The sequence below is a fragment of the Streptomyces purpurascens genome, assembly GCF_045040895.1.
Classification (GTDB): Bacteria; Actinomycetota; Actinomycetes; order Streptomycetales; family Streptomycetaceae; genus Streptomyces; species Streptomyces purpurascens.
Map to the genome: position 1 here is coordinate 6,137,029 of NZ_CP108341.1, position 25,918 is coordinate 6,162,946.

A 25,918-nucleotide genomic window follows, 5' to 3' on the forward strand; every position below is an offset into this window, starting at 1 on the left:
ACAAGGTACTGGAGAGTACGGATCCTCATGCGCCCGGTGGGGCGGGAGGGCACGGGGTCTGGCGCGTTAGGGTCGACGGCATGGCCGACACCTCGCTTGACCTCACGCTGGACGCCGCGGAGCTCACCGCCCGGCTCGTCGACTTCCGCTCCGAGAGCGGCACCGAGAAGCCGCTCGCGGACGCGATCGAGACCGCGCTGCGCGCGCTGCCCCACCTGACGGTCGACCGGTACGGCAACAACGTCGTGGCCCGTACGAACCTGGGCCGCCCGGAGCGGGTGATCCTGGCCGGTCACATCGACACCGTCCCGATCGCGGACAACGTCCCCTCCCGGCTCGACGAGGACGGCGTCCTGTGGGGCTGCGGCACCTGCGACATGAAGTCGGGTGTCGCGGTGCAGCTGCGCGTCGCGGCGACGGTCCCGGCCCCCAACCGCGACCTGACCTTCGTCTTCTACGACAACGAGGAGGTCGCCGCGGAGCTGAACGGCCTCAAGCACGTCTCCGAGGCGCACCCCGAGTGGCTGGAGGGCGACTTCGCGGTCCTCCTGGAGCCCTCGGACGGCCAGGTCGAGGGCGGCTGTCAGGGCACCCTGCGGGTGCTGCTGAAGACCACGGGCGAGCGGGCCCACTCGGCACGTGGCTGGATGGGCTCCAACGCGATCCACGCGGCCGCCCCGATCCTCGCCCGCCTGGCCTCCTACGAGCCTCGCCGGCCCGTCATCGACGGCTTGGAGTACCGCGAGGGCCTGAACGCGGTGGGCGTCGGCGGGGGAGTGGCCGGCAACGTGATCCCCGACGAGTGCGTCGTCACCGTCAATTTCCGGTACGCGCCCGACCGCACGCCCGAGGAGGCCGTCGCCCACGTCCGGGAGGTCTTCGCGGACTGCGGCGTGGCGGAGTTCGAGGTCGTCGACCACAGTGGCGCGGCGATGCCGGGCCTGTCCCACCCGGCGGCGAAGGCGTTCATCGAGGCGGTGGGCGGCACCCCGATGCCGAAGTACGGCTGGACGGACGTCTCCCGCTTCTCGGCGCTCGGCGTCCCGGCGGTCAACTACGGCCCGGGCAACCCCCACCTGGCCCACAAGCGGGACGAGCGCGTGGAGACCGCGAAGATCCTCGCGGGCGAGGAGCGCCTGAGGAGCTGGCTGACGGCCTGATCCCGTCCGGGGCGCCCTCGTGTTTACGGCGCTTCATCGCGGACATGCTCACGTCCCTCGTTCGTAACCCGCGTAGATCTACGCTGAGGTGGAACGACAGGCACGACGGAGGGAGCGCACATGGCGACCGGCAACCCCGAGGGGAAGAAGCAGCCGCCGGAGGAGAAGCGCCTGGGCCCGGTCCTCCAGCGGCGGGACCAGGTGCAGGCCAGCACCACCGACCAGCGGCTGCTGGACGAGCGGGCCCCCTCCGACTGGGTCCACACCGACCCCTGGCGTGTGCTGCGCATCCAGTCGGAGTTCATCGAGGGCTTCGGCACGCTCGCCGAACTCCCGCCCGCGATCAGCGTGTTCGGCTCGGCCCGGACCTCGGCGGAGTCACCCGAGTACGACGCGGGCGTCCGGCTGGGCCGGGGCCTGGTGGAGGCGGGCTTCGCGGTCATCACGGGCGGCGGCCCGGGCGCCATGGAGGCGGCCAACAAGGGCGCCCTGGAGGCCAAGGGCATCTCGGTCGGCCTGGGTATCGAACTGCCCTTCGAGCAGGGGCTGAACCCGTACGTCGACATCGGCCTCAACTTCCGCTACTTCTTCGTCCGGAAGATGATGTTCGTCAAGTACGCCCAGGGCTTCGTGGTCCTGCCCGGCGGCCTCGGCACCCTCGACGAACTCTTCGAGGCCCTCACCCTCGTCCAGACCCAGAAGGTCACCCGCTTCCCGATCGTCCTCTTCGGCAGCGAGTACTGGGGCGGCCTGGTCGACTGGCTCCGCAAGACGGTCATCGCCCAGGGCAAGGCCGCGGAGAAGGACCTCCTCCTGTTCCACGTCACGGACGACGTGGACGAGGCGGTGGCCCTGGTGTCGAAGGAAGCGGGCCGCTAGCCGGACGGCTCAGGCCAGCCCACGCCGGGCAACGGCAGGCTCCCGATGCCCGGCGATGGACGCCACCATGTCCAGCACCTGCCGCGTCTCGGCGACCTCGTGCACCCGGTACACCTGCGCCCCCAGCCACGCGGACACCGCCGTGGTCGCCAGCGTCCCCACGACCCGCTCCTTGACGGGCCGGTCCAGCGTCTCTCCCACGAAGTCCTTGTTGGACAGCGACACCAGCACCGGCCACCCCGTGGCGACCATCTCGCCCAGCCGCCGGGTCGCCTCCAGGCTGTGCCGCGTGTTCTTCCCGAAGTCGTGCCCGGGATCGATCAGCACCGACTCCCTCGGCACCCCCAGGGCCACCGCCCGCTCCGCCAGCCCGAGGGTCACGTCCAGGATGTCGGCCACGACGTCGTCGTACTCGATCCGGTGCGGTCGCGTCCGCGGCTCCGCACGGCCCGCGTGCGTGCACACCAGCCCCACCCCGTACCGGGCGGCGACCTCGGCGAGCCCCGGATCGACCCCACCCCACGCGTCGTTCAGCAGATCGGCCCCGGCCTCGCACACGGCCTGGCCGACCTCGGCCCGCCAGGTGTCCACGCTGATGATCACGTCCGGGAACCGCCGCCGCACCTCGGCCACGAACCCGACCGTCCGCCGGGCCTCCTCCTCGGCCGTGACCTCCTCGCCCGGCCCGGCCTTGACCCCGCCGATGTCGATGATCGCGGCTCCCTCGGCCACCGCCTGCTCCACGCGCGCGAGCGCCGGCTCGTCGCGGAAGGTCGAGCCCCGGTCGTAGAAGGAGTCCGGGGTCCGGTTCACGATCGCCATGATCACCGGCTCGCGCGGCTCGAATTCCCGCCTGCCCAGCCTGAGCATCCCCTGTGACCTTTCCTGGTACGTCCCCGTCTTCCGCCGCCTGCGACCCTAACTGTCAGACTCGCATGGCACGATCGGAGCCTGACAACATCCGTCTCCGAAGACTCCGAGACACCTGACCGTGGGGGCCCCGCGATGGTTATGTTCCTGTTCCTGGTCGTCGCGCTGGTCGTCGTGGTCGGCGCGGTGACCCTGGCCGTGGTGAGCGGCGGCGAGAACGGCCCGCTGCCCGAGGCCGCCCCCGAGCAGCTGCGGGACCCGCTGCCCCCGGACCGCCCGGTCGACCGCGCGGATGTGGAGGGCCTCCGCTTCCCGCTCGCCGTCCGCGGCTACCGCATGGGGGACGTGGACGACGCCCTCAGCCGCCTCGGCGCCGAGCTCGCCGAGCGTGACTCCCGCATCGCGGACCTGGAATCGGCCCTGGCAGGCGCCCGGGCGGCCGCCCCCCACGGTCCGGTGTCCCCGCAGCACCCCGCGTCCGCGGAGAACCACGTGTCCATGGACAAGCCCGGTCCGCGACAGGAGGACCGGCCGTGAGCGACGGCACCGCCCTCCCCGGCCCGGACGGCGCGCCGCGCTGCCCCTGGGCCCTGTCCGCCCCGGAGTACGTGACCTACCACGACGAGGAGTGGGGCCGCCCGGTCCACGGCGACGACGCCCTCTACGAACGTCTCAGCCTGGAGGCCTTCCAGTCCGGCCTGTCCTGGATCACGATCCTGCGCCGCCGCCCCGGCTTCCGTGCCGCCTTCGCCGATTTCAAGATCGCCTCGGTGGCCGCCTTCACCGACGAGGACCGCGAGCGCCTGCTGGCCGACGCCGGCATCATCCGCAACCGCGCCAAGATCGACGCGACGCTCGCCAACGCGCGCGTGCTGACCGAGTGGGCCCCGGGCGACCTGGACGAGCTGATCTGGTCCCACGCCCCCGAGCCGGGCACCCGCCCGGTCCCGAAGGCGCTCTCCGACGTCCCGGCGATCACACCCGAGTCGACGGCCCTGTCCAAGGCGCTGAAGAAGCGGGGTCTGCGGTTCGTCGGCCCGACGACGGCGTATGCGCTGATGCAGGCGTGCGGCCTGGTCGACGATCACCTGGAAGCATGCGTTGCCAGAGGCGCCCCGACAGGGGCGCGGGGCTGAGTCGATTTGCGGCTCCGCCGCGGGGGCGCGGTCAACCACATGACACCCGCAGCTCCCGACGGCGCGCTCGCTCCCTGAACTACCGGCCCAAATACTTCGGCTTCTCCTTGTTGACGAAGGCCTGCACCGCGATCGCGTGGTCCTCGGAGGACCCCGCCCGCGTCTGCAGCTCGTCCTCCTTGTCCAGGGTCTCCTCCAGGGAGTGCGTCAGCCCGTAGGCCACCGCCTCCTTGAGCGCCGCGTACGCCACCGTCGGACCCTCGGCCAGCGCCCGTGCCACCTTCTCGGCCTCCGCGCGCAGCTCGCCGGCGGGCACCAGGCGGTTGGCGATGCCGAGGTCGTACGCGTCCTGCGCGCTGATGCTCCTCGGGAAGAGCAGCAGGTCGGCGGCCCGGCCGGGGCCGATCACCCGCGGCAGCGTCCACGAGATCCCCGAGTCGGCGGTCAGCGCCACCCCGGCGAACGAGGTGTTGAACGAGGCCGTGTCCGCCACGATCCGGTAGTCCGCCGCCAGCGCGAAGCCGAAGCCCGCCCCGGCCGCCACCCCGTTCACGGCGGCGACGACCGGCTTCGCCGCCTCGGCCAGCGCCCGCACGATCGGGTTGTAGTGCTCCCGCACCGTGTTCATGGTCTGCCTCGAACCGGTCTCCCGGTCCTGGACCAGCAGCCCGATGTGCTCCTTGAGGTCCTGCCCCACGCAGAACGCCCGGTCACCGGCGGCGGTCAGCAGCACCGCCCGCACGGCGGCGTCGTCCGCCGCGGACCGGACCGCCTCCCGCAGGGCGACCTTGGCCTCCACGTTCAGCGCGTTCATCGCCTCGGGGCGGTTCAGCGTGATCGTCGCGAGCCCGTCGCTCACCTCGTAGAGCACGGTGTCGGCCATGGCGTATCCCCTCCGTGTCGCTGCTCGGGGACCTACCGGCCGGTAGGTCCCGGGTCTGCAGGACAGCATGACGGAGATCGCCGACCGGTGACCGCACCGGACGTGTGACCTGCGTCAAAGAATTCTCACCCGTTTTCGTTCGGCGGATGTGTGTGCGGTGGCGGAGTATCGCAGCCACATCGCCGAATTGAGTGGTTTTGCTCGCGTGCGTTGCCCAAGCGATGCCTACTGATGTTGGTCATCGGGTCCTGAGATGCGGGATAATGGCTTGGAAGCAATGTGTTCGATGCCGGTGTCGCGTGTCCTGTTCAGGGCCGCACGTGTGCCCTTCTCGGGGCCGACGGCTTTGACGATGAGCTGGGTTTCAGGAAGGGGAACGAGCATGGCGGCCATGAAGCCGCGGACGGGCGATGGCCCGCTCGAGGTGACCAAGGAGGGGCGGGGCATCGTCATGCGCGTTCCGCTCGAAGGCGGCGGTCGGCTCGTCGTCGAGCTGACCCCGGACGAGGCCGACGCGCTGGGCGATGCCCTCAAGAAGGTCGTCGGCTGAGGCGCAAGCGACCGTACCCTTTCAGCTGCCCCGGCATCATGTGTGGTGCCGGGGCGGTTGTTTTCTCATCAATGACTTTCGCCTGCCCCGGCTTCCGCTCCGCTAACGTGCGATCCGGCTAGCGTTTCACCGCGCACAGCAGTCCGTCGCCCACCGGCAGCAGTGACGGCACCAGCTCCTGGCTCTCGCGCACCGTGCGCAGCAGCTCCCGCAGGCGCAGCACCTCCGTGGGCTGCGGTCCGGAGTCCACCGTCCGGCCGTTCGCGAAGGCGCCCTCGAAGACGACGAGCCCACCGGGGCGCAGCAGCCGCAACGATTCAGCGAGGTAGTCCATCACCTCGAGGCGGTCGCCGTCACAGAAGACCAGGTCGTAGCCGGAGTCCGCGAGGCGGGGCAGCACGTCCAGGGCGCGGCCCGGGATGAAGCGGGCCCGGTTGCTGGCGAAGCCGGAAGCACGGAAGGCCTGGCGGGCGAACTGCTGGTGCTCCGGCTCGGGGTCCACGGTCGTGAGCACACCGTCGGGCCGCATACCGTGCAGGAGGTGGATCCCGGAGACACCGCAGCCGGTGCCGATCTCCGCGACGGCCTTCGCGTCGACGGAGGCGGCCAGCAACCCCAGCGCGGAGCCCGTGCCGGGCGTCACCGAGCGCAGCCCCGCGTCACGAGCCCGGTCACGGGCCCAGCGCAGCGCTTCGTCCTCGGCGACATAGGCGTCGGCGAACGCCCAGCTCGTCTGCCGGTTGCCGGTAATGACCCTCTCCTGTCCCCGTGAATGCCTGGGCGTGACTGTATCCGTTGGGTGCGGGAACCCGCAGATGGGACCGGTCGTTTAAAGGGATGAGTGAGCGGCACGGGCCGGGACGGGGGGCAGGCGATGGACGAGGACGCCGAGCAAGTGTCGTCGCAGCAGTACGAGGCGTATCAGCCCAGATCAAATTCTCGTAAAACCGCTTATCCGGTCCTAACGGGCGAGGTGGCTATGGTAGGGGCTCCACTGGACACCACCAGAGCTGACAGGGGAGGTGCGGCTGCGCCTGTAGATCGCGGAGGAGTGTTCCGGCGCTTCCTCGGATCGGCGGGCAGGCCGACATCCGTGAACGACACTGCTGACCACAGCCACGCCGCTGACTTCGCCCAGACCGCGACCTTCTCCACCGACGCGGACGGGCAGGCGTGGACTCCGCCCACCTGGGAGGAGATCGTCAGCACGCACAGCGGCCGGGTCTACCGGCTCGCCTACCGCCTCACAGGCAACCAGCACGACGCCGAGGACCTCACGCAGGAGGTCTTCGTCCGTGTCTTCCGCTCCCTGTCGACCTACACGCCGGGCACCTTCGAGGGCTGGCTGCACCGCATCACCACGAACCTGTTCCTGGACATGGTCCGCCGCAAGCAGCGCATCCGCTTCGACGCGCTCGGCGAGGACGCGGCCGAGCGGCTGCCCAGCAAGGAGCCCACGCCGCAGCAGGTCTTCAACGACGCGCACTTCGACGCGGACGTCCAGCAGGCCCTCGACACCCTGGCCCCCGAGTTCCGCGCCGCGGTCGTCCTGTGCGACATCGAGGGACTGTCGTACGAGGAGATCGCCGCGACCCTCGGCGTCAAGCTCGGCACGGTCCGCTCGCGGATCCACCGTGGTCGCTCCCAGCTGCGCAAGGCCCTCGCGCACCGCTCCCCGGAGGCGCGTGCCGAGCGGCGCTCCTTCGTGCCCCGTGTTCCCGCACTGGGAGGAGGGGGCGCGAGCGCGTGAGCGGATCACGTCCTGAGTCCTTCGAGGGACACCTCGCAGAGCAGCACCTGGGAGACCGACTCTCCGCCCTGGTGGACGGAGAGCTCGGTCATGACGCGCGTGAGCGCGTACTGGCGCATGTGGCCACCTGCCCGAAGTGCAAGGCGGAGGTGGACGCCCAGCGCCGGCTGAAGAACGTCTTCGCGGAGGCGGCCCCACCGCCTCCCTCGGAGAGTTTCCTGGCCCGCCTGCAGGGACTACCCGCGGGGGGCGACCCGGACGGTGACGGTATGCCCCCGGGTGGCGGAGGGCTGCCCGGCGGACTGTCCGGACGGTTCGGATCGTCCGGGGCCTTCGGTGCGAAGCGCGGCGAGCGGTTCGAGTTCGGGTACGCCCCGTCCCGGCCGCACCTCCCCGTGCTGCCTTCCGACAACCGAGGCCTTCCTCCGGGAAGCCGGGGATTCCGTATCCACGACGTCGGCCGGCACGAGACCGACAGGTCCTCCTCGCGGCTGCGGTTCGCGTTCGCGGCCGCCGGGGCCGTGTCCCTGGCGGCGATCGCCCTGGGCGGCGTCACCGCCGGCCCCCCTGGCGACACGGAAGCCCGCAGCGGCTCCGGCACGGGAAGCAACGTGACGCCGATGCGTACGCAGGGGTCGGGCGCGACGCCGCCGGAATCCCAGCGCCGCCGGGGTGCGGCGCCGCTGCTCGGACAGGTGCACGGCCAGAGCATGCTCGGCCAGACCCCGGCCGCCCCGACCGAGGTGTCCGCACCACTGCTGCCCGGATTGCCGCCTGCCGCACGGCACCACGCCGTGCACGCGCTGACCGCCCCGGTGGTGGCCGGTGCCGTGGCCATGTCCCCGTGGATACATCCGTTCGGAGCGGTCGCGCCGGCCGCCCTGACCTCGTGGTCCGCGATCCCCGAGAGCGCGGCGCCCCTGCTCGCCGTGCCCCTTCCGGACACGACCTCGTCCCCCTCTCCTCCCCCCTCCTCACGGACGGCCCGCTGACCGGCCTCTGCGCACCGGGCGGCGAACCTGATTGAATCCGGGGGTTGTCGCCCGCTGCCGAGCTGTGGCCGGGCGCCGATTCGACGAACCGCGGTCACCGCATCGAGCCGTGCCGCGGCTGTGGGGAGAGCATGAACGAGGGGAAGCCCACGAAGGCGAAGTGGTGGAGCCGTCCACGGCCGCAGGACGCTCCGGGGGAGCCGCAGGGGCAGGGGGCGGCCCCGGCGGATTCCGCCGGCACCGACGGTGACTTCGAGCTGGCGCGGCCCGCCCTGCGGCGGGACGATCCACCGGGGGACGCGGGTGACTACGAGTTGAGGCGCCCCGAGGAGCCCGCTGAGACCGTCGTGGAGCTCGCCGTGCCGGTCGGCGGTGCGCCCAAGCCGCTGCACGATCCCGACCCGTACAGCACCCCGCCCTACGGCGAACCGGGCCCCTGGGCGCCCGCGCCGCCCGTCCAGCATCCGGCGGCCACGCCGACGCACGGCACGGAGATACCGAGCCGGCCGTCCATACCGGGCGCACCCGTCCCGCCGGCGGCCGTCGCACCTGCGGCGTCGGCAACCACTCCCGGCATCCCGGCACAGTCACCGGCACCCGCGGCCCCCGCACCCGTGGCACCGGCACCTGCGGCCCCCGCACCCGCTCCCGACCCCTGGCAGCGTTACGACCCCTGGGCGGCTCCCGCGGCCCCCGGGCCTCTCCAGCAGAACGGGGCCGGTGTACCCGGTACGGAGCAGCGGCGCAAGCGGGGCAGGAAAGCGCTGGTGAGCGGTGCCGTGCTGCTGGCGCTCGTGTCCGGGGGGATCGGCGGCGTCGCAGGGACGTATCTGGAGCGGAACGGAGGCGTCGGGACCGTCGAGCTGCCTCAGGCCGGCAAGGAGTCCGCGGGACGGGACGCCGACAGTGTGGCCGGGATCGCCCAACGGGCTCTGCCCAGCGTGGTCACCCTGCATGTGAGCGGCGGCGGCGAACAGGGCACCGGCACCGGCTTCGTGCTCGACGACCGCGGTCACATCCTCACCAACAACCACGTCGTGCGGCCCGCCGGATCCGCCGGCGAGATCACCGTGACCTTCAACAGCGGGGAGACCGCCCAGGCCGAGCTGGTCGGCCGGGACAGCGGCTACGACCTCGCCGTCGTGAAGGTGAAGGGCGTACGCGGCCTCACCCCGCTGCCCCTCGGCAACTCGGACAACATGCAGGTCGGCGATCCGGTCGTGGCCATCGGCGCGCCCTTCGACCTGGCCGGCACCGTCACCTCCGGCATCATCAGCGCCAAGCAGCGGCCCATCACGGCGGGCGGCGAGAAGGGTGACGGCAGCGACGTGTCGTACGTCGACGCGCTCCAGACCGACGCGCCCATCAACCCCGGCAACTCCGGCGGGCCCCTGCTCGACTCCCGGGCCCGGGTCATCGGCATCAACTCGGCCATCCGCTCGGCGGGCAGCGGCTCCGAACCGGACAGCGGCCAGTCCGGCTCCATAGGCCTCGGCTTCGCCATACCCATCAACCAGGGCAAACGCGTGGCCGAGGAGCTGATCAACACCGGGAAGGCGACCCACCCGGTGATCGGCATCACCCTGGACATGGACTACACGGGCGACGGCGCCCGTGTCGCCGCCGAGGGCAGCGAGGGCGGACCGCCGGTCACCGTGGGCGGGCCTGGTGCCAAGGCCGGGATCAAGGCGGGCGACGTCATCACCACGGTCGACGGTCAGCGGGTCCACTCCGGCGAGGAACTGATCGTCAAGACCCGGGCCCACCGTCCGGGCGACCGGCTGGAGCTGACGCTGGAGCGCGGTGGCAAGGAACGGACGGTCGCACTCGTCCTCGGCTCCTCCGGCGGCAGCTGAGACGTGATGTCCGGGACGACCAGGGACCAACAAGGCAAACAATTCGGAAAGCGCTCCCACTCCCCGCACTCGGAGGTCTCGGGACAGTACCGGTCGGACAGGATCGCCGGGTACCGTGGATCCGGCCCGGACCACGGCAAGACCCGCACCGACCACCGAGGGCCGACCACCGAGGGCCGAGGACCGAGGACATCGCAAGGAGCTTCAGGTGTTCAATGACATAGGACCACTCGAGCTGGTGACGCTCATCGTCCTTGCCGTGCTCGTCTTCGGTCCGGACAAGCTCCCCAAGGTCATCCAGGACGTGACCCGCACGATCCGGAAGATCCGTGAGTTCTCGGAGAGCGCCAAGCACGACATCCGTGAGGAACTCGGCCCGGAGTTCAAGGACTTCGAGTTCGAGGACCTCAACCCCAAGGCGTTCATCCGCAAGCAGCTGGACAACGAGGACCTGGGGCTCAAGGAGATCCGCAACGGCTTCGACCTGAAGAAGGAGATGGCCGAGGTCACCGACGCCGTCCACAGCCGTGACTCCGACTCGTCCTCGTCGTCCTCCGGCGCCGCCGGTTCGTCCGGTGGCCGTATCGACATGACGAAGAAGCCCGAGACGCCCGACCGGGACGACCGTCCGCCCTTCGACGCGGACGCCACCTGAGCGGCACTGCCGAGCGACACACCGGGGGCGTACGCTCCCGGCTCGCGTGACGCGTTTCATACTCCGGTCGGGCTGTGTACGGCCTGAACCGGGCCCCCGTGCGGCCCACGCGCCGGGCGCTTTCCCTGCTGCTCGCAGCGGTGTGGCTATGCTGCCGAGTTGTTGTGCGGACCGGAAGAGTACGCCCGAAGGGGGGCGGGCCGTTCCGGTCCGACTAGAGCGAGGAGGCGTCCGGGCACATGGAGACGACGAGTCCAGGAGTCGCGCAGGCGCCGGCCGCGGAGGACGGACAACAGGTCCCCTCCGCCCGGCGTAACGTCGACGGCTACCTGCGCGCGCCCTTCCCGTGGTACGGCCTCGACGAGGCCTTCACGGGACCGCGCTGGCTGATGCAGGTCGGTACGACGGCCGACGGGGCCGTGGAGCACGGGTCGATCGGGCACGGAGACGAACCCAAGGTGCGCAACGAGTTCGTCGCCGGGGGTGATCAGGAGGCCAAGGAGAAGTTCGCGGTCGTGGTCACCGTCGCGGCGCATCCCTCACGGCGCAGTGCGGACGGCACGGGGCTGCTGGAGGCCACGTCGGTGTCCTCCGCGGCGTGGCTCGCGGGTGTGGGGCTTCTGTCCTCCACGTGGCCCGGGCAGATGGACCACTCGCTGCGGGACGACTGGCTGGAGCAGCAGACCGAGACGGCGTGGGTGCTGGCGGACGACCTCGACGGGGCCGACTGGTCGACGTTGTCGTTGCCGGTGGACGGTGTCCCGACGGCGTTCCACTACCGGGAGTCCGAGTTCGGGTGGGTGCTGGCCGGGTCCACGTCGGCCGGGGTTCATGTCGGGGCGTACGGCAGGGGCATGAGTGCGTATGGGCTCGGCTTCGCCGTGGTGAAGGACATCGCCGCCTACGCGTGAGGTGTGGGGCGCCGGGTTGGTTTCGGCGCCCCTTCGCCGTAGGGGTTTTATCGAGCGCGGGCGGCTGCGGGCCGTCGACAGTTGATCGCGCAGTTCCCCGCGCCCCTGAGGGGCGCTGCCCTCAGCGGAGTCGCAACTAGAACTTGTTCCTCGGAGTGATCCCCAGGGACAGGCCCGACAGGCCCCGCTGCCTGCCGCCCAGCTTTCCGGCGATGGCGCGCAGTGCCGAGCCCGCCGGGGAGTCCGGGTCCGTCAGGACGACCGGCCTGCCGTCGTCGCCGCCCTCGCGGAGGCGGACGTCGATGGGGATGTTGCCGAGGACCGGGACGTTGGCGCCGGTCGTGCGGGTCAGGCCGTCGGCCACCACCTGGCCGCCGCCCGTGCCGAAGACGTCGACCATCTCGTCGCAGTGCGGGCAGGGCAGGCCGGACATGTTCTCGACCACGCCGACGATCTTCTGGTGGGTCTGTACGGCGATGGAGCCCGCGCGCTCGGCGACCTCGGCCGCCGCCTGCTGCGGGGTCGTGACGACCAGGATCTCGGCGTTCGGGACCAGCTGGGCGACGGAGATGGCGATGTCGCCGGTGCCGGGCGGCAGGTCCAGGAGGAGGACGTCCAGGTCGCCCCAGTACACGTCCGCGAGGAACTGCTGCAGGGCGCGGTGGAGCATCGGGCCGCGCCAGACGACCGGGGCGTTGCCCGGGGTGAACATGCCGATGGAGATGACCTTCACGCCGTTCGCCGACGGCGGCATGATCATGTTCTCGACCTGGGTGGGACGGCCGTCGGCGCCGAGCATGCGCGGCACGGAGTGGCCGTAGATGTCGGCGTCCACGACACCGACCTTGAGGCCGTCGGCCGCCATGGCCGCCGCCAGGTTCACCGTCACCGAGGACTTGCCCACGCCGCCCTTGCCGGAGGCGACCGCGTAGACGCGGGTGAGGCTGCCGGGCTTGGCGAAGGGGACCTCGCGCTCGGTCTGGCCGCCGCGCAGGGCGTTCGCCAGTTCCTTGCGCTGCTCGTCGCTCATCACGTCGAGCGTGACGTCGACGCGGGTGACGCCCTCGACGCCGGAGACCGCATCGGTCACGCGCTGCGTGATCGTCTCCCGCATCGGGCAGCCCGAGACCGTGAGGTACACGGTGACCGCGACCGCCCCGTCCGCGCCGATCTCCACCGACTTGACCATCCCGAGTTCGGTGATGGGCTTGTGGATCTCGGGGTCGTTCACCGTCGCCAGTGCCTCGCGCACCGCGTCTTCCGTAGCCATAGGACGATGGTACGGCGCTGTACCGGTGCGTAGGAAAGCCTGTCAGCGGTCGTCTGCGTCACGTCCCCGTGGCCGTTCCGCCGGGAATACGACGGAGTCGTGACGGTGGCCGTTCTGCCGTTCCTCCATCTCCTTGACCATGTCCTGGAGCTCCGAGCGGATCCAGTCGCGGGTGGCGACCTCGCCCAGGCCGATCCGCAGGGCGGCGATCTCGCGCGTCAGGTACTCGGTGTCCGCGATCGACCGCTCGTTCTGCTTGCGGTCCTGCTCCAGGTTGACCCGGTCGCGGTCGTCCTGCCGGTTCTGCGCGAGCAGGATCAGCGGAGCGGCGTAGGAGGCCTGGAGCGACAGCATCAGGGTCAGGAAGATGAACGGGTACTCGTCGAAGCGCAGGTCGCGCGGGGCGAGGCTGTTCCAGGCCACCCACAGGACGATGGCGGCCGTCATCCAGACGAGGAACCGCCCCGTGCCGAGGAAGCGCGCGATGCGTTCCGACATCCGCCCGAAGGCCTCGGGGTCGTACTCGGGCAGGAACCGGTGCTTGGGCACACCGGGCTGGTCGAGCCGGGTCGCGCGCGGCCGGCTCGCGGCCGTGGCGCCGGCCGGCGTGCGCTCGCGCAGGGTCTCGCGCTCAGGAACCATCGGTCGGCACCTCCTCGTCCAGATGGAACTCCGTCTCCCGCCAGTCCTCGGGCAGCATGTGGTCGAGGACGTCGTCCACGGTCACCGCGCCCAGCAGCGCCCCCGCCTCGTCGACCACGGGCGCCGCGACCATGTCGTACGTGGCGAAGAACCCGGCGATGGCCGGCAGATCCGCCTCGGGGTCGAGCGGCTGCAGGTCGCTGTCCAGGATCGAGCTGACCAGGGAAGGCGGTGGCTCGCGTAGCAGGCGCTGGAAGTGGACCGTGCCCAGGTACTTGCCGGTCGGCGTCTCGTCCGGTGGCCGGCAGACATAGACCTGGGCGGCGAGGGCGGGGGAGAGGTCGGCGTTGCGGACACGGGCCAGGGCGTCGGCGACAGTGGCGTCCGGACGCAGCACGATCGGCTCGGTGGTCATCAGACCGCCCGCCGTGCGCTCCTCGTACGACATCAGGCGCCGCATGTCGGCCGCGTCGCCCGGCTGCATCAGGCGCAGCAGCCGCTCCTGATCGTCCGTCGGCAGCTCGCCCAGCAGGTCGGCCGCGTCGTCCGGGTCCATGGCCTCCAGGACGTCGGCCGCGCGCTCCTCCTTCAGCTTGCCGAGGATCTCGATCTGGTCGTCCTCCGGGAGCTCCTCCAGCACGTCGGCCAGCCGGTCGTCGTCGAGGGCGGCGGCGACCTCGGCACGGCGCTTGGAGGAGAGGTGGTGCAGGACGTTGGCCAGGTCGGCCGGGCGCAGCTGCTCGAACGTGGCGAGCAGGCTCTCCGCGCCCTGTGCCTGCTCCTCCAGGGAGAAACCGGTGACGGCGGTCCACTCGACGGTCAGCGCCTCGCCCTTGGCCCGCCGGAAGGCGCTTCCCTTCCGGCCCTTGCGGACGAAGACCCGGTCGATCTCCCACTCCCGGCGGGCCGGCAGCTGATGCACCGACAGGTCGAGCACGCTGACCTCCTCGCCGGTCTCGGTGAGTGTCACGCGCCGGTCCAGCAGCTCCCCGAAGACCAGCCGCTCGGTGGGCCGCTGCTCGAAGCGCCGGACGTTGAGCACGCCGGTGGTGATGATCTGGCCCGACTGGATGGCCGTGACCCGGGTCATGGGCAGGAAGATGCGGCGGCGGGTGGCGAGTTCGACGACGAGGCCGAGCAGCCTCGGCGGCCGCTGCCCCACCCGCAGCATGACGACCAGATCGCGCACCCGCCCCACCTGGTCACCTGCGGGGTCGAAGACGGCGACACCGGAGAGGTGCGATACGAAGATCCGGGGGGCGCCCGCTGCCATGGCCGCGGCTCCTTTTCGTGCGGGGTGTTTCCTGGTGCCTGTCTCTGTGCCTGCCTGTGTATCCGTCTGTTCCGAATTGCCCGCTCGGGTGGGCTTCAGGCTAGCCCGTCCCGATCGGCGGTGCGTCGGCGGGCGGTCCGGACGGACTGGCTCCGACCTGGCCGCACGTGCCCGGTACCCTGCGGTACGCCGTTCAGGTCTCCCCGCAGAGAGGCAGCTCCACCTGTGACTCCGATTCGCCACGGCCGAAGCCGTAGTGCCGTACTCGCGAGCGCGATGTGCGCACTGCTCGTGACGGGGACGGTGCTCACCGGCTGCGCGGAGGATCCGAACGAGGGCACCAACGGGGTCGGCAGGCTGCCCGCCGGGAAGATCCAGGGCAAGACCCGCACGGCCGCCGAGTCCGCCGGGGCGGTCCGGGTGCACGGCAGCGTCGTCAGCGGCGAGAAGACGTACGCGCTCGACATGCGGCTGAAGGACGACGGCGGCGAGGGATCGGTCACCACCGAGGGGACGACCTTCCAACTGCTGCGCATCGGCGAGCAGCTCTTCGTCAAGGCCGACGCCGGGTTCTGGAGTCACGGTGACGGCCAGGGCGGGAAGGGCGACGGGGACGCGGCCGCGGCGTCCAAGCTCGGCGGAAAGTTCGTGAAGGTGCCGCAGGGCGACCCCGCGTACAAGAAGTTCAGTGGTTTCACGGACAAGGGTGTCCTCCTCGACGGTCTGCTGACCCTGCACGGCACACTCGCGACGGACGGCCACGAGGAGCAGGCGGGCGTCCGCACCATCCGCATCACCGGCGACAAGGGCTCCGGCGGCGCCCTGGAGGTCTCCCTCGAGGGCAAGCCGTATCCGCTGCGCCTGGAGCGGGCCGGCGGCGCGGGCACCCTCACGTTCTCCGCCTGGGGAGAGGACTTCTCCCTCAGGGAGCCGGAGAGGAACGAGACGGTGGACTACGGCAGGCAGCTGCCGACGTCGTAGCGACCGCTCCGCGCGTCCGGCCGCTACCGGCGTTTGCGCTTCTTCAGCAGCAGGCGGGGCAGGCCCGCCGGAATCGCCCGGCGGGTGATCGCCGGGGACGGCAGGGGCGGCTCGGACAGGGAGTCCTCGGGCAGGGGCGCCGTCGCCCCGGTCGGCACCAGGCGCAGCACCCGGCACTCACGGGCCCAGCGGCCGGTCATGGCCTCGCCGTCGGGCGCGTTCAGCCGTTTGCCCTTGAGCTCGGCGACCGTCGCGTCCCACGCCTCGGAGCCCGGCGCGAGCTCGGTGACCCGCGCCGACCAGGAGACCAGCCGGCCTCCCTTGTCCTTGCTGCGGACCGTCACCCGGGCCTCGGCCCCGTCGGCGAGACCCGGCAGCGGCTGCTCGCCGGGCCCGTCGCCGATCAGGCACGCGGCACCCTCGTGCCACACGTGCCAGAGCGCACGCGCCGGGCCGTCGGGGCCCTGGACCCAGACGAGGCCGGACTTCTTCGTGGCCTCCTCGATGAGGGCCTGGCCGAGCAGCTCGCTTGTCATGGGCCCCAGCCTATCCAGGCTGCTCACAGCCACCCGTTCCGCTTCAGCGTGCGGTGGATGCCCAGGCAGATCACCACGGTGATGCCCATGATCACCGGGTAGCCGTACCGCCAGTGCAGCTCCGGCATGTGGTCGAAGTTCATGCCGTACACCCCGCACACCATCGTCGGTACGGCGATGATCGCGGCCCATGAGGTGATCTTCCGCATGTCCTCGTTCTGCGCCACGGACGCCTGCGCGAGGTTGGCCTGGAGGATGGAGTTGAGCAGCTCGTCGAAGCCGAGAACCTGCTCCTGGACCCGGGCCAGGTGGTCGGCGACGTCCCGGAAGTACTTCTGGATGTCCGGGTCGATCAGCCGCATCGGCCGCTCGCTCAGCAGCTGCATGGGCCGCAGCAGCGGCGACACGGCACGCTTGAACTCCAGTACCTCGCGCTTGAGTTGGTAGATCCGGCCGGCGTCCGAACCGCGCGGCGAGCCCTTGCGCCCCGGGGAGAACACCTCGGTCTCCACCTCGTCGATGTCGTCCTGCACCGCGTCGGCGACCGCGATGTAGCCGTCGACGACGTGGTCGGCGATGGCGTGCAGCACGGCCGAGGGGCCCTTGGCCAGCAGCTCGGGGTCGTCCTGGAGGCGGTGCCTCAGGGCCCGCAGGGAACCCTGGCCGCCGTGCCGGACGGTGATGAAGAAGTCCCGTCCGGTGAAGCACATGACCTCACCGGACTCGACGACCTCGCTGTTGGCGTCGAGCTGGTCGTGCTCGACGTAGTGGATGGTCTTGAAGACCGTGAAGAGCGAGTCGTCGTAGCGCTCCAGCTTGGGCCGCTGGTGGGCCTGGACGGCGTCCTCCACGGCCAGCGGGTGCAGCCCGAACTCACTGGCGATGCCGGAGAATTCGGCCTCGGTCGGCTCGTGCAGGCCGATCCACACGAAGCCCCCGTCGCGGCGCACCAGGCGCACCGCCTCGTGCGGGGTCAGCGGGGTCTCGGTCTCGACGCGGCGACCGTCCCGGTAGATGGCGCAGTCGACGACGGCGGTGGCCGTCGCCGGGCTGCGGGTGGCGTCGTACGTGCCACTGTCCTTGCGCAGCGAGACACGGGACGGACGGACCACGGCGCGCAGGTCGCGAATCATCGACATGGCGGGCTCCTTCGCGGGAGGGCAACGAAAGGCGCCGGCGGCGACGGGTGGAACTACCCGGAATGAGGACGTAGTGACTGCTGATGTTTGGCACGTCCACAAAGCGGGGAGCACCGCACCGTCGCGGTGGCGAGCTTCGTTACTGATTCAGCTACTGAGGCAGATCAGGAAAAACGAAACGAAGCGCTCTTCCGCGGTGAAGCGAGTGCGAGAGGTGGCGGCCGGCCAGAGAGACAGAGCAGCTACATCAGCGGCGGGAGAGCGTGGTGCTACTGCACGGTCGACTTCGGTCCATTGCAGCCCCACCTCCTCCGGCCGGTCCCTCGTAAGGGAGTTCCATCGGCGTCGGGGCTTGATCGCGACGCTTCTGCGTGCTGCCCCGAACCACCGGGCAAGAGTAGCAGCCGACAAAACTGTCAAGGTGCTCCTTTGCCCGCTACTGACGAGTTCTATGCTCACCGCATGGCTGATGTTCTTCCTCTGGTCGAGGCCCGGTTGCGTACGGCGCTGGGCGAACCGGACGCGCGCGCGGCAGTGACGTTCCTCGGTACGGACCGCATCGAGGTGCTGCGCTTCCAGGAGGGCGGCATCGCCCGCTACGCCACCCTCGGCATGTCCGCGCAGCCCATGACGGAGCCCACGGCGGCGGTCGCCGATCCGGTCAAGGGGCCGCGCGCGGAGCTGGTCCTGTCGGTCCGCGCGGGGCTCGCCGAGACGGACAAGGTGCTCCGCCCGCTCGCCGTTCTCGCCGCGTCTCCGCAGGTGGAGGGGCTGATCGTGGCCCCCGGTGCCTCCCTCGACGTCGGCGAACCGCTGTGGCCCGGCGCCCCCTTCACCTCGGTCCTGGTCGCCGAACCGGGCGGCCTGGTCGAGGATCTGGAGCTCGACGAACCCCTCGACCCCGTACGGTTCCTGCCGCTGCTGCCGATGACCCCGAACGAGGCCGCCTGGAAGCGGGTGCACGGCGCGCAGGCGCTCCAGGAGCGGTGGCTGAACCAGGGGACGGACCTCCGGGATCCGTCCCGGAAGTCCGTCCCGCTGGAGTGAGGAACCTCACCAACCCATGGCCGAAAAGCATCAGTTGGCGAACACGGTGACGCTGTCCTCGGTCGCGTGCCTCGGCTCCAGCTCCTCGGCCTCGTGGGTGAGCGCCTTGCGGCGTACGACCACGACCACGGCGCCCAGCACGGCCGTGACGGCCGCCACCACGAACGGGATGTGGAGGTCGGTCCACTCCTCGATCTTCGGTGCGAAGAACGGGGCGGCCGCCGCCGCGAACCAGCGCACGAAGTTGTAGCCCGCGCTCGCCACCGGCCGGGGCGCGTCCGAGACGCCGAGTGCCAGCTCGGTGTAGACGGTGTTGTTCACGCCGATGAAGGCACCGGACAGGATCGTGCAGACGACGGCCGTGGTGTGGTCGCCGTAGCCGAGCACCAGCACGTCGGCGGCGAGCAGCACCAGTGAACCGCCGAGCACCTTGAGCGAGCCGAACCGCTTCTGCAGGCGCGGCGCCACGATCACCGAGAACACGGCGAGCAGTACACCCCATGCGAAGAACACCGCACCCGACCGGTACGGGCTCATGTTCAGCACGAACGGGGTGAAGGCCAGCACGGTGAAGAACGTGTAGTTGTAGAAGAACGCCGAGATCGCCGCGGAGGCGAGGCCGCCGTGACCGAGGGCCTTGACCGGGTCCAGGAGCGAGGTCTTGCGGGCCGGCTTCGGCTGCTCCCTCAGGAACACCGCGATGCACAGGAAGCCGACGGCCATCAGGAAGGCCGTACCGAAGAACGGGTAGCGCCAGCTGGCGTCACCGAGCAGGGCGCCCAGCAGCGGACCGCAGGCCATGCCGAGGCCGAGGGCCGACTCGTACAGCAGGATCGCCGCCGCGCTGCCGCCCGCCGCCGCTCCGACGATGACCGCGAGGGCCGTCGAGACGAACAGTGCGTTGCCGAGCCCCCAGCCGGCCCGGAATCCGACCAGTTCGCCGACGGATCCGGAGGTGCCCGACAGTCCCGCGAAGACCACGACCAGGGCGAGGCCGAGCAGCAGGGTCTTCTTGCCGCCGATGCGGCTGGAGACGAAGCCGGTGACCAGCATCGCGATCGCGGTGATGAGGAAGTACGAGGTGAACAGCAGGGAGACCTGGCTTGCGGAGGCGTTCAGGCCCGAGGCGATGGACGGCAGGATCGGGTCGACGAGTCCGATGCCCATGAAAGCGACGACCGACGCTCCGGCGGTCGCCCACACGGACTTGGGCTGCTTGAGGAGGCCGCCCGCTCCGGCGTCGAAGGGGTCCATTGCTTGCTCCCTTTCCCGAGACGAGGTAGTTGGTATATACACATACTAAGTTAGCCACGCTAACTAATGCAAGCTGCATCTAATATGGGGGTGAAGGGTTCCGTCCGGTTGGGTGATCGTCCTTGACGCGGCGGGGCGGGGGTAGGACCGTGGGGCCCTATGAGGGGCGAACCCAGTTGCCCGAAGTGCGGTGGCCGGGTCAGGGCTCCCGGCCTCTTCTCCGACTCTTGGCAGTGCGATGTGCACGGCACCGTTCATCCGGTGCAGCCCGTGATACCGCCGAGCGTCGACGCCCTCAACGTCGTGGTGCACCGGACTCAGGTGCCGGTGTGGATGCCCTGGCCGCTGCCGGTCGGCTGGCTGTTCACGGGCGTGGCCTGCGCGGGGGACGACCGCACGGGTGGCCGTGCCACGGCCGTGGCCTGTACGGGGCCCGGGCCGCTCGGCGGGATGGGTGAGCTGATCCTGGTCGCCGAGGAGTTGGGCGTCGGCCTCGGCGCGCGGTACGCGGGCCTGGACGGTCCCGACCCGGGGCCGCACATGAACGTCGACAAGCCGGCCCAGGCGAAGGTGCTTGCCGCGGGGCGGCCGACACCGCTGTGGCATGTGACCGGTGCGCCGGACGATCGTGCGGTGTTCGCCGGCGAGGCGCTCGGGATGTGGCTGTGGGCGGTCGTGTGGCCGGAGCAGTCGGGGTTGTTGATGTACGACGAGCTGGTGCTGGCGGATGTGCGGGATGCGGGGGCGGAGGTGGAGTTGGTGCCGTGCGGGGCGTTGTCGCCGCGCTTGCTTGAGCCGTAGTTCCCAGGGCGGTGGGGGCTTGGTTCGCGCGCGGCTGCGGGTGGTTCGCGGCTGGTAGCGCAGTTCCCCGCGCCCCTTTGGGGGCGTTGGTGTGTAGGGGGCGACTTCTGGGTTCGGGTGTGACAGGGGTCGTTGAAAATCCGGTTATCCTTGAGCAGCCCTGTTCGTCCCGTCAGTGTCTGGAGTCCGTGTCGTGCGTATCGATCTGCACACCCACTCCACCGCTTCCGATGGCACGGACACCCCGGCTGAGCTGGTGCGGAAGGCTGGCGCGGCCGGGCTGGACGTCGTCGCGCTCACCGATCACGACACCACCCGCGGGCACGCCGAGGCGATCGCCGCGCTGCCCGAGGGGCTGACACTGGTCACCGGGGCCGAGCTCTCCTGCCGGCTCGACGGCATCAGCATGCACATGCTGGCCTACCTCTTCGACGCCGAGGAACCGGAGCTGCTCGCCGAGCGCGAGCTGGTCCGGGACGACCGGGTGCCCCGGGCGCAGGGCATGATCGCCAAGCTTCAGGGGCTGGGCGTGCCCGTGACCTGGGAGCAGGTCGCGCGGATCGCCGGAGACGGGTCCGTCGGGCGTCCGCACGTGGCGAGCGCGCTCGTCGAGCTGGGTGTGGTGCCGACCGTGAACGACGCCTTCAGCCAGGACTGGCTGGCCGACGGCGGCCGGGCCTACGTGGAGAAGCACGAGACCGACCCCTTCGAGGCGATCCGGCTGGTCAAGGGCGCGGGCGGGGTCGCGGTGTTCGCGCATCCCGGGGCGAGCAAGCGGGGGCGCACGGTGCCGGAGGCCGCGATCGCCGAGATGGCCGCGGCCGGGCTGGACGGCGTCGAGGTCGATCACATGGACCACGACGCGGATACGCGGGCGCGGCTGCGGGGGCTGGCGAAGGAACTGGGGCTCCTGGTGACCGGGTCCAGTGACTATCACGGCAGCCGGAAAACGTGCGTGCTCGGGGAGTACACGACGGATCCCGAGGTGTACGGGGAGATCACTCGGCGGGCCTTCGGGGCGTTTCCCGTGCCGGGGGCCGGCGGGGTCTGAGGTTTCTCTCCTGTAGGTCCGCTTTCAGGCACTCGGCGTTGTCCGCTGTGCCCACCCGTTCCTCCTCCAGTGCCTCAAGGGCCTGGGGGGACCCCCAACGGAACGTTTGCCCACAGCGGTTGTGGCCCGATGGTGCCCACCGCGCTCTCCTGTAACCCCGCAAGGCTCACCCATGTTCGATGTTGCCGTCTTCGGCTCCCTCTTCCTCACTCTCTTCGTCATCATGGATCCCCCCGGGATCACCCCGATCTTCCTCGCGCTCACCGCCGGCCGGCCCGGCAAGGTGCAGAAGCGGATGGCTTTCCAGGCCGTCTGTGTCGCCGGTGGTGTGATCACCGTGTTCGGGCTGCTCGGGCACCAGATCCTCAACTACCTGCATGTCTCCGTGCCCGCGTTGATGATCGCGGGTGGGCTGCTGCTTCTGCTGATCGCGCTCGATCTGCTCACCGGGAAGACCGACGAGCCGAAGCAGACCAAGGACGTCAACGTCGCCCTCGTGCCGCTGGGCATGCCGCTGCTGGCCGGGCCCGGGGCGATCGTGTCGGTCATCCTCGCCGTGCAGAAGGCGCACAGCGCCGCCGCGCAGGTTTCCGTGTGGGCGGCGATCCTCGCCATCCATGTCGTGCTGTGGCTGGTGATGCGCTACTCGCTGGTGATCATCCGGATCATCAAGGACGGCGGTGTGGTCCTGGTGACGCGGCTCGCGGGCATGATGCTCTCCGCGATCGCCGTGCAGCAGATCATCAACGGCGTCACGCAGGTGATCCAGGGGAGCTGACGGGGCGCGTCAGGTCCGGCCGAGCACCGAGCCGATCGCACCGGCCGCTCCCGCGTGGGCGAGGTACTCATCGATCTTGTGCGCACGGTCGCGGCCGTTGGAGACGGCCAGCTGGGTGAGCTTGCCCCAGCGCTCGTCCTCCAGGGGGCAGCCGATGGCCACCCCGTCGGTGGGGCACCAGACGTTGACCCAGTCACGCACCCGGGGCGGCCGGTGCGGGCCGTGGGCGAGGAGCCGTTCGTTGACGCCGTCCAGGCCGAGCGGGCTGCCCGCCGTGACGAGCAGGACCGGGTCGAGACCGTCCGGGAGCCGGGTCAGCAGGTCCAGGCCGACGACCGTGCCCAGGCTGTGCGTGACCAGCACCAGTTCGCCGGTGGTGGGCATGGTCTCCATGACGCTGTCCAGCACGGACTGCCGTACGGCGCTGTCGCCGAGGTACAGGTCGACGTCCCGCAGGAACGTGGCGATGGTCCACTCGTCCAGGTCGGACCGTGCGGCCAGCCAGCTGAGCGGCCGGTGCAGGGCCCCGACCAGTCCCGCCCCGAAGCCCTCCGTGGCCGCCGGCCCGTCCTGCGGCATGCCGGCCCGGGTGGCGGCCTCGTAGAGCAGTCGCTCGTAGGAACCCGTGGGCGACTCCGTCGCGAAGACCTCGGCGGCAGCGGCGGCGCTCACCTCGTCCAGGCTGATGGCCTCGGCCGTGCTCTCCCTGCCGGTCACGAGGTCGTGCAGTCTCGTGCCGTAGAACGGGAACCAGACGTCCTCCGGGTCGACCGGGGGCAGGGACGCGAGGGTGAGTCCGCGGTTCAGGCCGGATGCCCAGGTCCGGCGGAGCTCGTCCGGCTCCTTCTCGTGCTGGTCCCTGCCGTGCAGGAAGACCAGGTGCCGGCGGCCGCCGAAGGCGGTGCTCCGGGCCGGGCGTCCGGCCTTGGGCTTGCGGGCATCCGTCCCGCTCTCCGTGACCGGAGCGCCGGAGGTCGGCGTGGGCGTGACGCCGGGCACCGCCGGCGAGGCGAGCGCGGGTGCGGGTGCGGCGATCGTGCTCTGGTCCAGGCCCGAGTCCGGGCCCATCTCGGTCAGCAGGGCACGCCGCGCGGGGTCGAGGTCCAGCCCGGCCAGGTGCTTCAGGACCGAGCTGATGCGGACGCCCTCGTTGGCGACCCACTCGATCGCGTCGTCGCCGTCGCCCTGGCGCCAGGGCTGTCCGTCCTTGCGCAGGACGCGGCCCTGGTCGTCCTTCTTCGGCACACCGCTGTGGTGCAGGGCCACGACCTCCCACTGGTCGTTGAAGACGGGGGAGCCGGAGTTGCCGGGGCGGGTGTCGGTTCGGTAGTGGACGAAGTCGTCGAGCCGTACCAGCACCGCGTTGTCGCGCAGAACGATCTCCTTGAGGCGCCCGTCCGGGTGACCGATGATGTTCACCTTCTCGCCGAGCACCAGCTTGCCGAGCTGCACGCTGAGCCGGTTCCAGCCGAAGATCTCGCCCGGCGGGCGGCCGTCCGGGGCGGGCGTGACCGCGACCAGGGCGAAGTCCAGCCGTCTGTCCGCGGCGAAGAAGGCTCCCGGGTCGAGCTCCATGCGGACGGCGGTGTCGGGGATGTTGTCGACCGTGACCTGGGCGTTGAACTCGGCGAAGCACCGGCGGGCGAAGCCCTCGTCGGGCAGCACGTGGTGGTTGGTCATCATCAGCCGCGGCGACACCAGGAAGCCGGTGCCGTGCGGAAGCTCACGGCCGTCGCGGCGCAGGGTGATCCGGGCGACCGAGGTCCCGGCCCTGACCCCGCGCGGCAGGAAGCTCCAGGCCTGGAGCTCGTTGGACAGGTCGATGATGCGTTCGTTGGCGTCGGGCAGGTCCATGGCCTCGCCGTGGATGTCCGCCACGACCGCCGAGGGCGACAGACCGCCCCGCTCGAGGATCCGGTCGGCGCGGACGGCGAGCGCGTCCGGGGTGTCCGGGAACCGCACGCCGGCCGCCAGCCGGTCCTCGACCCGCTCCCGCTCCGTGGTGGAGTCCTCGTACCGTTGCGCGGCCTCGGCCGCCTGGTCGTGCAGCTCCTCGTTCGACCGGCCCGTCACGGACATGTGTCCCACCGTCCTGTTCTCTCTCGCTGGACCCCTCAGCCAGTACGCCCCCGGCCACAGCGGTCCGCAACAGCGGAGCCCCCGCTCGGCCGATGCCGGGCGGGGGCTCCGAAGTGTGGGAGAGCTGCGCGCGTTATGAGGCCGTGGTCCCGGCCGGGCGGATCCAGAGGCGCTGCCCGGTGGCGGCGGCCTGCTGAACGATCCGGTTGACGGAGGCGGCGTCCACGACGGTCGTGTCCACGGGCGTGCCGTCGACATCGTCGAGGTGCATGATTTCGAAGCGCAAGGGCTTCTCCCTTCGTCTGGTCATCCTCCTGAGGAGAACTACTTGGTGTGGCGGCCCACGAGGCTTCGGTGCCCGGTGTTCCGTATGGGTCAACAGGACTGCATGGTTCAAACATTCCCTACGCTAAGGAAATTTTTCGAACGGCTAATTACCGAGCCGTAAGAGTGTCGTTACGAGACCGACCGGGACCATTTGTGTTCGCAGCGTGACCGCCGGGACAATAGAGGTGATGAACGATGACCTCGCGGCCCTGAGCGCCCGCATCGACCGCACCAACGAGCTGCTCCAGCGCATGCTCGCCGAGGTGGCGAAGACACCCTCGACCCATGCGATCTTCGTCGATGCCGGGTACCTCTACGCGGCCGCGGGACGGCTCGTCGCCGGTACGGAGGACCGCCGGGCCTTCGACCTGGACGCCGAGGGCCTGATCGACGCGCTCATCGACAAGGCCCGCACGATCTTCGCGGACAGCAGGCTGCTGCGGGTCTACTGGTATGACGGCGCCCGCCGCCGCATCCACACGGCGGAGCAGCAGACCATCGCGGAACTGCCGGACGTGAAGGTGCGACTGGGCAACCTGAACGCCAACAACCAGCAGAAGGGCGTCGACTCGCTCATCCGCTCCGACCTGGAGTCACTCGCCCGGCACCGCGCCATCAGCGACGCGGCCCTGCTCGGCGGCGACGAGGACCTGGTGTCGGCGGTGGAGGCGGCACAGGGCTACGGCGCCCGGGTCCACCTGTGGGGCATCGAGGCGCCGGAGGGCCGCAACCAGGCGGAGCCCCTGCTGTGGGAGGTCGACAGCCAGCGCACGCTCGACCTCGACTTCTTCAAGCCGTACGTCTCCCGCCGCACGGCCGCCGCCTACGAGGCGACCACGGGCCGGCCGACCCGCGAGGACGTGCGGTTCGTGGGGGCCCAGATCGCGGCGAAGTGGCTGGCGGCACGCGGCCGGGACACGCTGGGGGAGCTGCTGCACGGCCATCCCTATCTGCCCGGTTCGGTCGACCAGGACCTGCTCGTGGAGGCGGAGGGACTGTTGCAGTACTCGCTGCGCGGGCAGGCCGACCTGCGGCGCGCCCTGCGGGACGGCTTCTGGGAGCATCTGAGGGCGCAGTACTAGACCGTCTGGACGTGCG

27 protein-coding genes are annotated in these 25,918 nt (G+C 70.7%); 16 read left to right on the forward strand and 11 right to left on the reverse strand.

Annotated features, from left to right (window positions below; translation table 11 throughout):
- Positions 1–80: 80 nt before the first annotated feature.
- On the forward strand, positions 81–1,160 hold the full coding sequence (dapE, locus tag OHU35_RS28135; RefSeq protein WP_189723061.1) for a succinyl-diaminopimelate desuccinylase: 1,080 nt from the start codon (positions 81–83) through the stop codon (positions 1,158–1,160).
- Between the two features lie 120 nt (positions 1,161–1,280).
- A complete protein-coding gene (locus OHU35_RS28140) occupies positions 1,281–2,039 on the forward strand; it encodes a TIGR00730 family Rossman fold protein (RefSeq protein WP_189723062.1) in 759 nt (252 codons plus the stop codon).
- Positions 2,040–2,048: 9 nt separating this feature from the next.
- On the opposite strand, the gene folP is transcribed toward OHU35_RS28140, so the two are convergent.
- Positions 2,049–2,909, reverse strand: a complete 861-nt coding sequence (gene folP / locus OHU35_RS28145; protein ID WP_405507300.1) for a dihydropteroate synthase — start codon at positions 2,907–2,909, stop codon at positions 2,049–2,051.
- Positions 2,910–3,044: 135 nt separating this feature from the next.
- Between folP and OHU35_RS28150 the strand changes: the two genes are divergently transcribed.
- A complete protein-coding gene (locus tag OHU35_RS28150; RefSeq protein WP_229872870.1) occupies positions 3,045–3,446 on the forward strand; it encodes a DivIVA domain-containing protein in 402 nt (133 codons plus the stop codon).
- Positions 3,443–4,045 carry a DNA-3-methyladenine glycosylase I gene (locus OHU35_RS28155; RefSeq protein ID WP_189723064.1) on the forward strand — a complete coding sequence of 201 codons (603 nt, stop codon included), beginning with the start codon at positions 3,443–3,445 and terminating at the stop codon, positions 4,043–4,045. The genes OHU35_RS28150 and OHU35_RS28155 overlap by 4 nt, the downstream gene beginning before the upstream one ends.
- Positions 4,046–4,124: 79 nt before the next feature.
- Here OHU35_RS28155 and OHU35_RS28160 read toward each other — a convergent pair whose 3' ends face one another.
- Complete coding sequence (locus tag OHU35_RS28160; RefSeq protein WP_189723065.1) at positions 4,125–4,928, reverse strand: enoyl-CoA hydratase/isomerase family protein; 804 nt, start codon at positions 4,926–4,928, stop codon at positions 4,125–4,127.
- A gap of 382 nt (positions 4,929–5,310) precedes the next feature.
- Here OHU35_RS28160 and OHU35_RS28165 point away from each other — a divergent pair, with 382 nt between their 5' ends.
- On the forward strand, positions 5,311–5,478 hold the full coding sequence (locus tag OHU35_RS28165) for a DUF3117 domain-containing protein (protein ID WP_003966491.1): 168 nt from the start codon (positions 5,311–5,313) through the stop codon (positions 5,476–5,478).
- A 118-nt stretch (positions 5,479–5,596) separates the two neighbouring features.
- Here OHU35_RS28165 and OHU35_RS28170 read toward each other — a convergent pair whose 3' ends face one another.
- Entirely contained in the window at positions 5,597–6,295 is a 699-nt protein-coding gene (locus OHU35_RS28170; RefSeq protein ID WP_308400934.1) for an O-methyltransferase, read from the reverse strand.
- 162 nt (positions 6,296–6,457) lie between these two features.
- Between OHU35_RS28170 and sigE the strand changes: the two genes are divergently transcribed.
- The 5 genes from sigE to OHU35_RS28195 all read left to right on the forward strand — a co-directional run bounded on the left by sigE (position 6,458) and on the right by OHU35_RS28195 (position 11,642).
- Complete coding sequence (sigE, locus tag OHU35_RS28175; protein WP_229872871.1) at positions 6,458–7,228, forward strand: RNA polymerase sigma factor SigE; 771 nt, start codon at positions 6,458–6,460, stop codon at positions 7,226–7,228.
- Positions 7,229–7,299: 71 nt separating this feature from the next.
- Positions 7,300–8,220, forward strand: coding sequence for an anti-sigma factor family protein (locus OHU35_RS28180; RefSeq protein ID WP_405509348.1), 921 nt, complete (start codon positions 7,300–7,302; stop codon positions 8,218–8,220).
- A 131-nt stretch (positions 8,221–8,351) separates the two neighbouring features.
- Positions 8,352–10,076, forward strand: coding sequence for a trypsin-like peptidase domain-containing protein (locus tag OHU35_RS28185; RefSeq protein ID WP_405507303.1), 1,725 nt, complete (start codon positions 8,352–8,354; stop codon positions 10,074–10,076).
- A 208-nt stretch (positions 10,077–10,284) separates the two neighbouring features.
- The gene (locus OHU35_RS28190) at positions 10,285–10,731 is read left to right on the forward strand and encodes a sec-independent translocase (RefSeq protein ID WP_184590769.1); all 447 of its coding nucleotides are present in this window, start codon (positions 10,285–10,287) and stop codon (positions 10,729–10,731) included.
- Between the two features lie 239 nt (positions 10,732–10,970).
- A complete protein-coding gene (locus tag OHU35_RS28195) occupies positions 10,971–11,642 on the forward strand; it encodes a hypothetical protein (protein ID WP_189723069.1) in 672 nt (223 codons plus the stop codon).
- A 136-nt stretch (positions 11,643–11,778) separates the two neighbouring features.
- Here OHU35_RS28195 and OHU35_RS28200 read toward each other — a convergent pair whose 3' ends face one another.
- The 3 genes from OHU35_RS28200 to OHU35_RS28210 are packed head-to-tail and all read right to left on the reverse strand — an operon-like array spanning position 11,779 to position 14,827.
- Entirely contained in the window at positions 11,779–12,912 is a 1,134-nt protein-coding gene (locus OHU35_RS28200) for an Mrp/NBP35 family ATP-binding protein (RefSeq protein WP_184590765.1), read from the reverse strand.
- 42 nt (positions 12,913–12,954) lie between these two features.
- Positions 12,955–13,554 (reverse strand): DUF1003 domain-containing protein, encoded by a 600-nt coding sequence (locus OHU35_RS28205; protein WP_189723071.1) that lies wholly within the window; start codon positions 13,552–13,554, stop codon positions 12,955–12,957.
- Positions 13,544–14,827 carry a magnesium transporter MgtE N-terminal domain-containing protein gene (locus OHU35_RS28210; protein ID WP_189723072.1) on the reverse strand — a complete coding sequence of 428 codons (1,284 nt, stop codon included), beginning with the start codon at positions 14,825–14,827 and terminating at the stop codon, positions 13,544–13,546. Before OHU35_RS28210 ends, OHU35_RS28205 begins: the two co-directional genes overlap by 11 nt.
- A gap of 225 nt (positions 14,828–15,052) precedes the next feature.
- Here OHU35_RS28210 and OHU35_RS28215 point away from each other — a divergent pair, with 225 nt between their 5' ends.
- Complete coding sequence (locus OHU35_RS28215) at positions 15,053–15,808, forward strand: hypothetical protein (protein WP_189723073.1); 756 nt, start codon at positions 15,053–15,055, stop codon at positions 15,806–15,808.
- Positions 15,809–15,831: 23 nt separating this feature from the next.
- On the opposite strand, the gene OHU35_RS28220 is transcribed toward OHU35_RS28215, so the two are convergent.
- Together OHU35_RS28220 and OHU35_RS28225 are read right to left on the reverse strand one after the other, a co-directional pair.
- Positions 15,832–16,344: a hypothetical protein gene (locus OHU35_RS28220; RefSeq protein WP_189723074.1), complete on the reverse strand. Its 513-nt coding sequence runs from the start codon at positions 16,342–16,344 to the stop codon at positions 15,832–15,834.
- A 23-nt stretch (positions 16,345–16,367) separates the two neighbouring features.
- Entirely contained in the window at positions 16,368–17,483 is a 1,116-nt protein-coding gene (locus tag OHU35_RS28225) for a magnesium and cobalt transport protein CorA (RefSeq protein WP_189723075.1), read from the reverse strand.
- Between the two features lie 462 nt (positions 17,484–17,945).
- Here OHU35_RS28225 and OHU35_RS28230 point away from each other — a divergent pair, with 462 nt between their 5' ends.
- Complete coding sequence (locus OHU35_RS28230) at positions 17,946–18,530, forward strand: suppressor of fused domain protein (RefSeq protein ID WP_405507307.1); 585 nt, start codon at positions 17,946–17,948, stop codon at positions 18,528–18,530.
- Positions 18,531–18,560: 30 nt separating this feature from the next.
- Here OHU35_RS28230 and OHU35_RS28235 read toward each other — a convergent pair whose 3' ends face one another.
- Positions 18,561–19,784 (reverse strand): MFS transporter, encoded by a 1,224-nt coding sequence (locus OHU35_RS28235; protein ID WP_189723077.1) that lies wholly within the window; start codon positions 19,782–19,784, stop codon positions 18,561–18,563.
- Between the two features lie 159 nt (positions 19,785–19,943).
- Here OHU35_RS28235 and OHU35_RS28240 point away from each other — a divergent pair, with 159 nt between their 5' ends.
- The 3 genes from OHU35_RS28240 (at position 19,944) to OHU35_RS28250 (ending at position 22,414) form a co-directional block, all read left to right on the forward strand.
- A complete protein-coding gene (locus OHU35_RS28240) occupies positions 19,944–20,585 on the forward strand; it encodes a DUF6758 family protein (protein ID WP_189723078.1) in 642 nt (213 codons plus the stop codon).
- A gap of 193 nt (positions 20,586–20,778) precedes the next feature.
- A complete protein-coding gene (locus OHU35_RS28245; protein WP_405507310.1) occupies positions 20,779–21,636 on the forward strand; it encodes a PHP domain-containing protein in 858 nt (285 codons plus the stop codon).
- 172 nt (positions 21,637–21,808) lie between these two features.
- Positions 21,809–22,414: a MarC family protein gene (locus OHU35_RS28250; RefSeq protein ID WP_359886619.1), complete on the forward strand. Its 606-nt coding sequence runs from the start codon at positions 21,809–21,811 to the stop codon at positions 22,412–22,414.
- A 9-nt stretch (positions 22,415–22,423) separates the two neighbouring features.
- Here the strand turns inward: OHU35_RS28250 and OHU35_RS28255 are convergent, their stop codons facing one another.
- On the reverse strand, positions 22,424–24,493 hold the full coding sequence (locus OHU35_RS28255; protein ID WP_405507312.1) for a trypsin-like serine peptidase: 2,070 nt from the start codon (positions 24,491–24,493) through the stop codon (positions 22,424–22,426).
- Positions 24,494–24,626: 133 nt separating this feature from the next.
- Positions 24,627–24,779 (reverse strand): hypothetical protein, encoded by a 153-nt coding sequence (locus OHU35_RS28260; RefSeq protein ID WP_010047718.1) that lies wholly within the window; start codon positions 24,777–24,779, stop codon positions 24,627–24,629.
- 229 nt (positions 24,780–25,008) lie between these two features.
- Between OHU35_RS28260 and OHU35_RS28265 the strand changes: the two genes are divergently transcribed.
- Positions 25,009–25,902 (forward strand): NYN domain-containing protein, encoded by an 894-nt coding sequence (locus OHU35_RS28265; RefSeq protein WP_189723082.1) that lies wholly within the window; start codon positions 25,009–25,011, stop codon positions 25,900–25,902.
- The last annotated feature ends 16 nt before the right edge of the window (positions 25,903–25,918 follow it).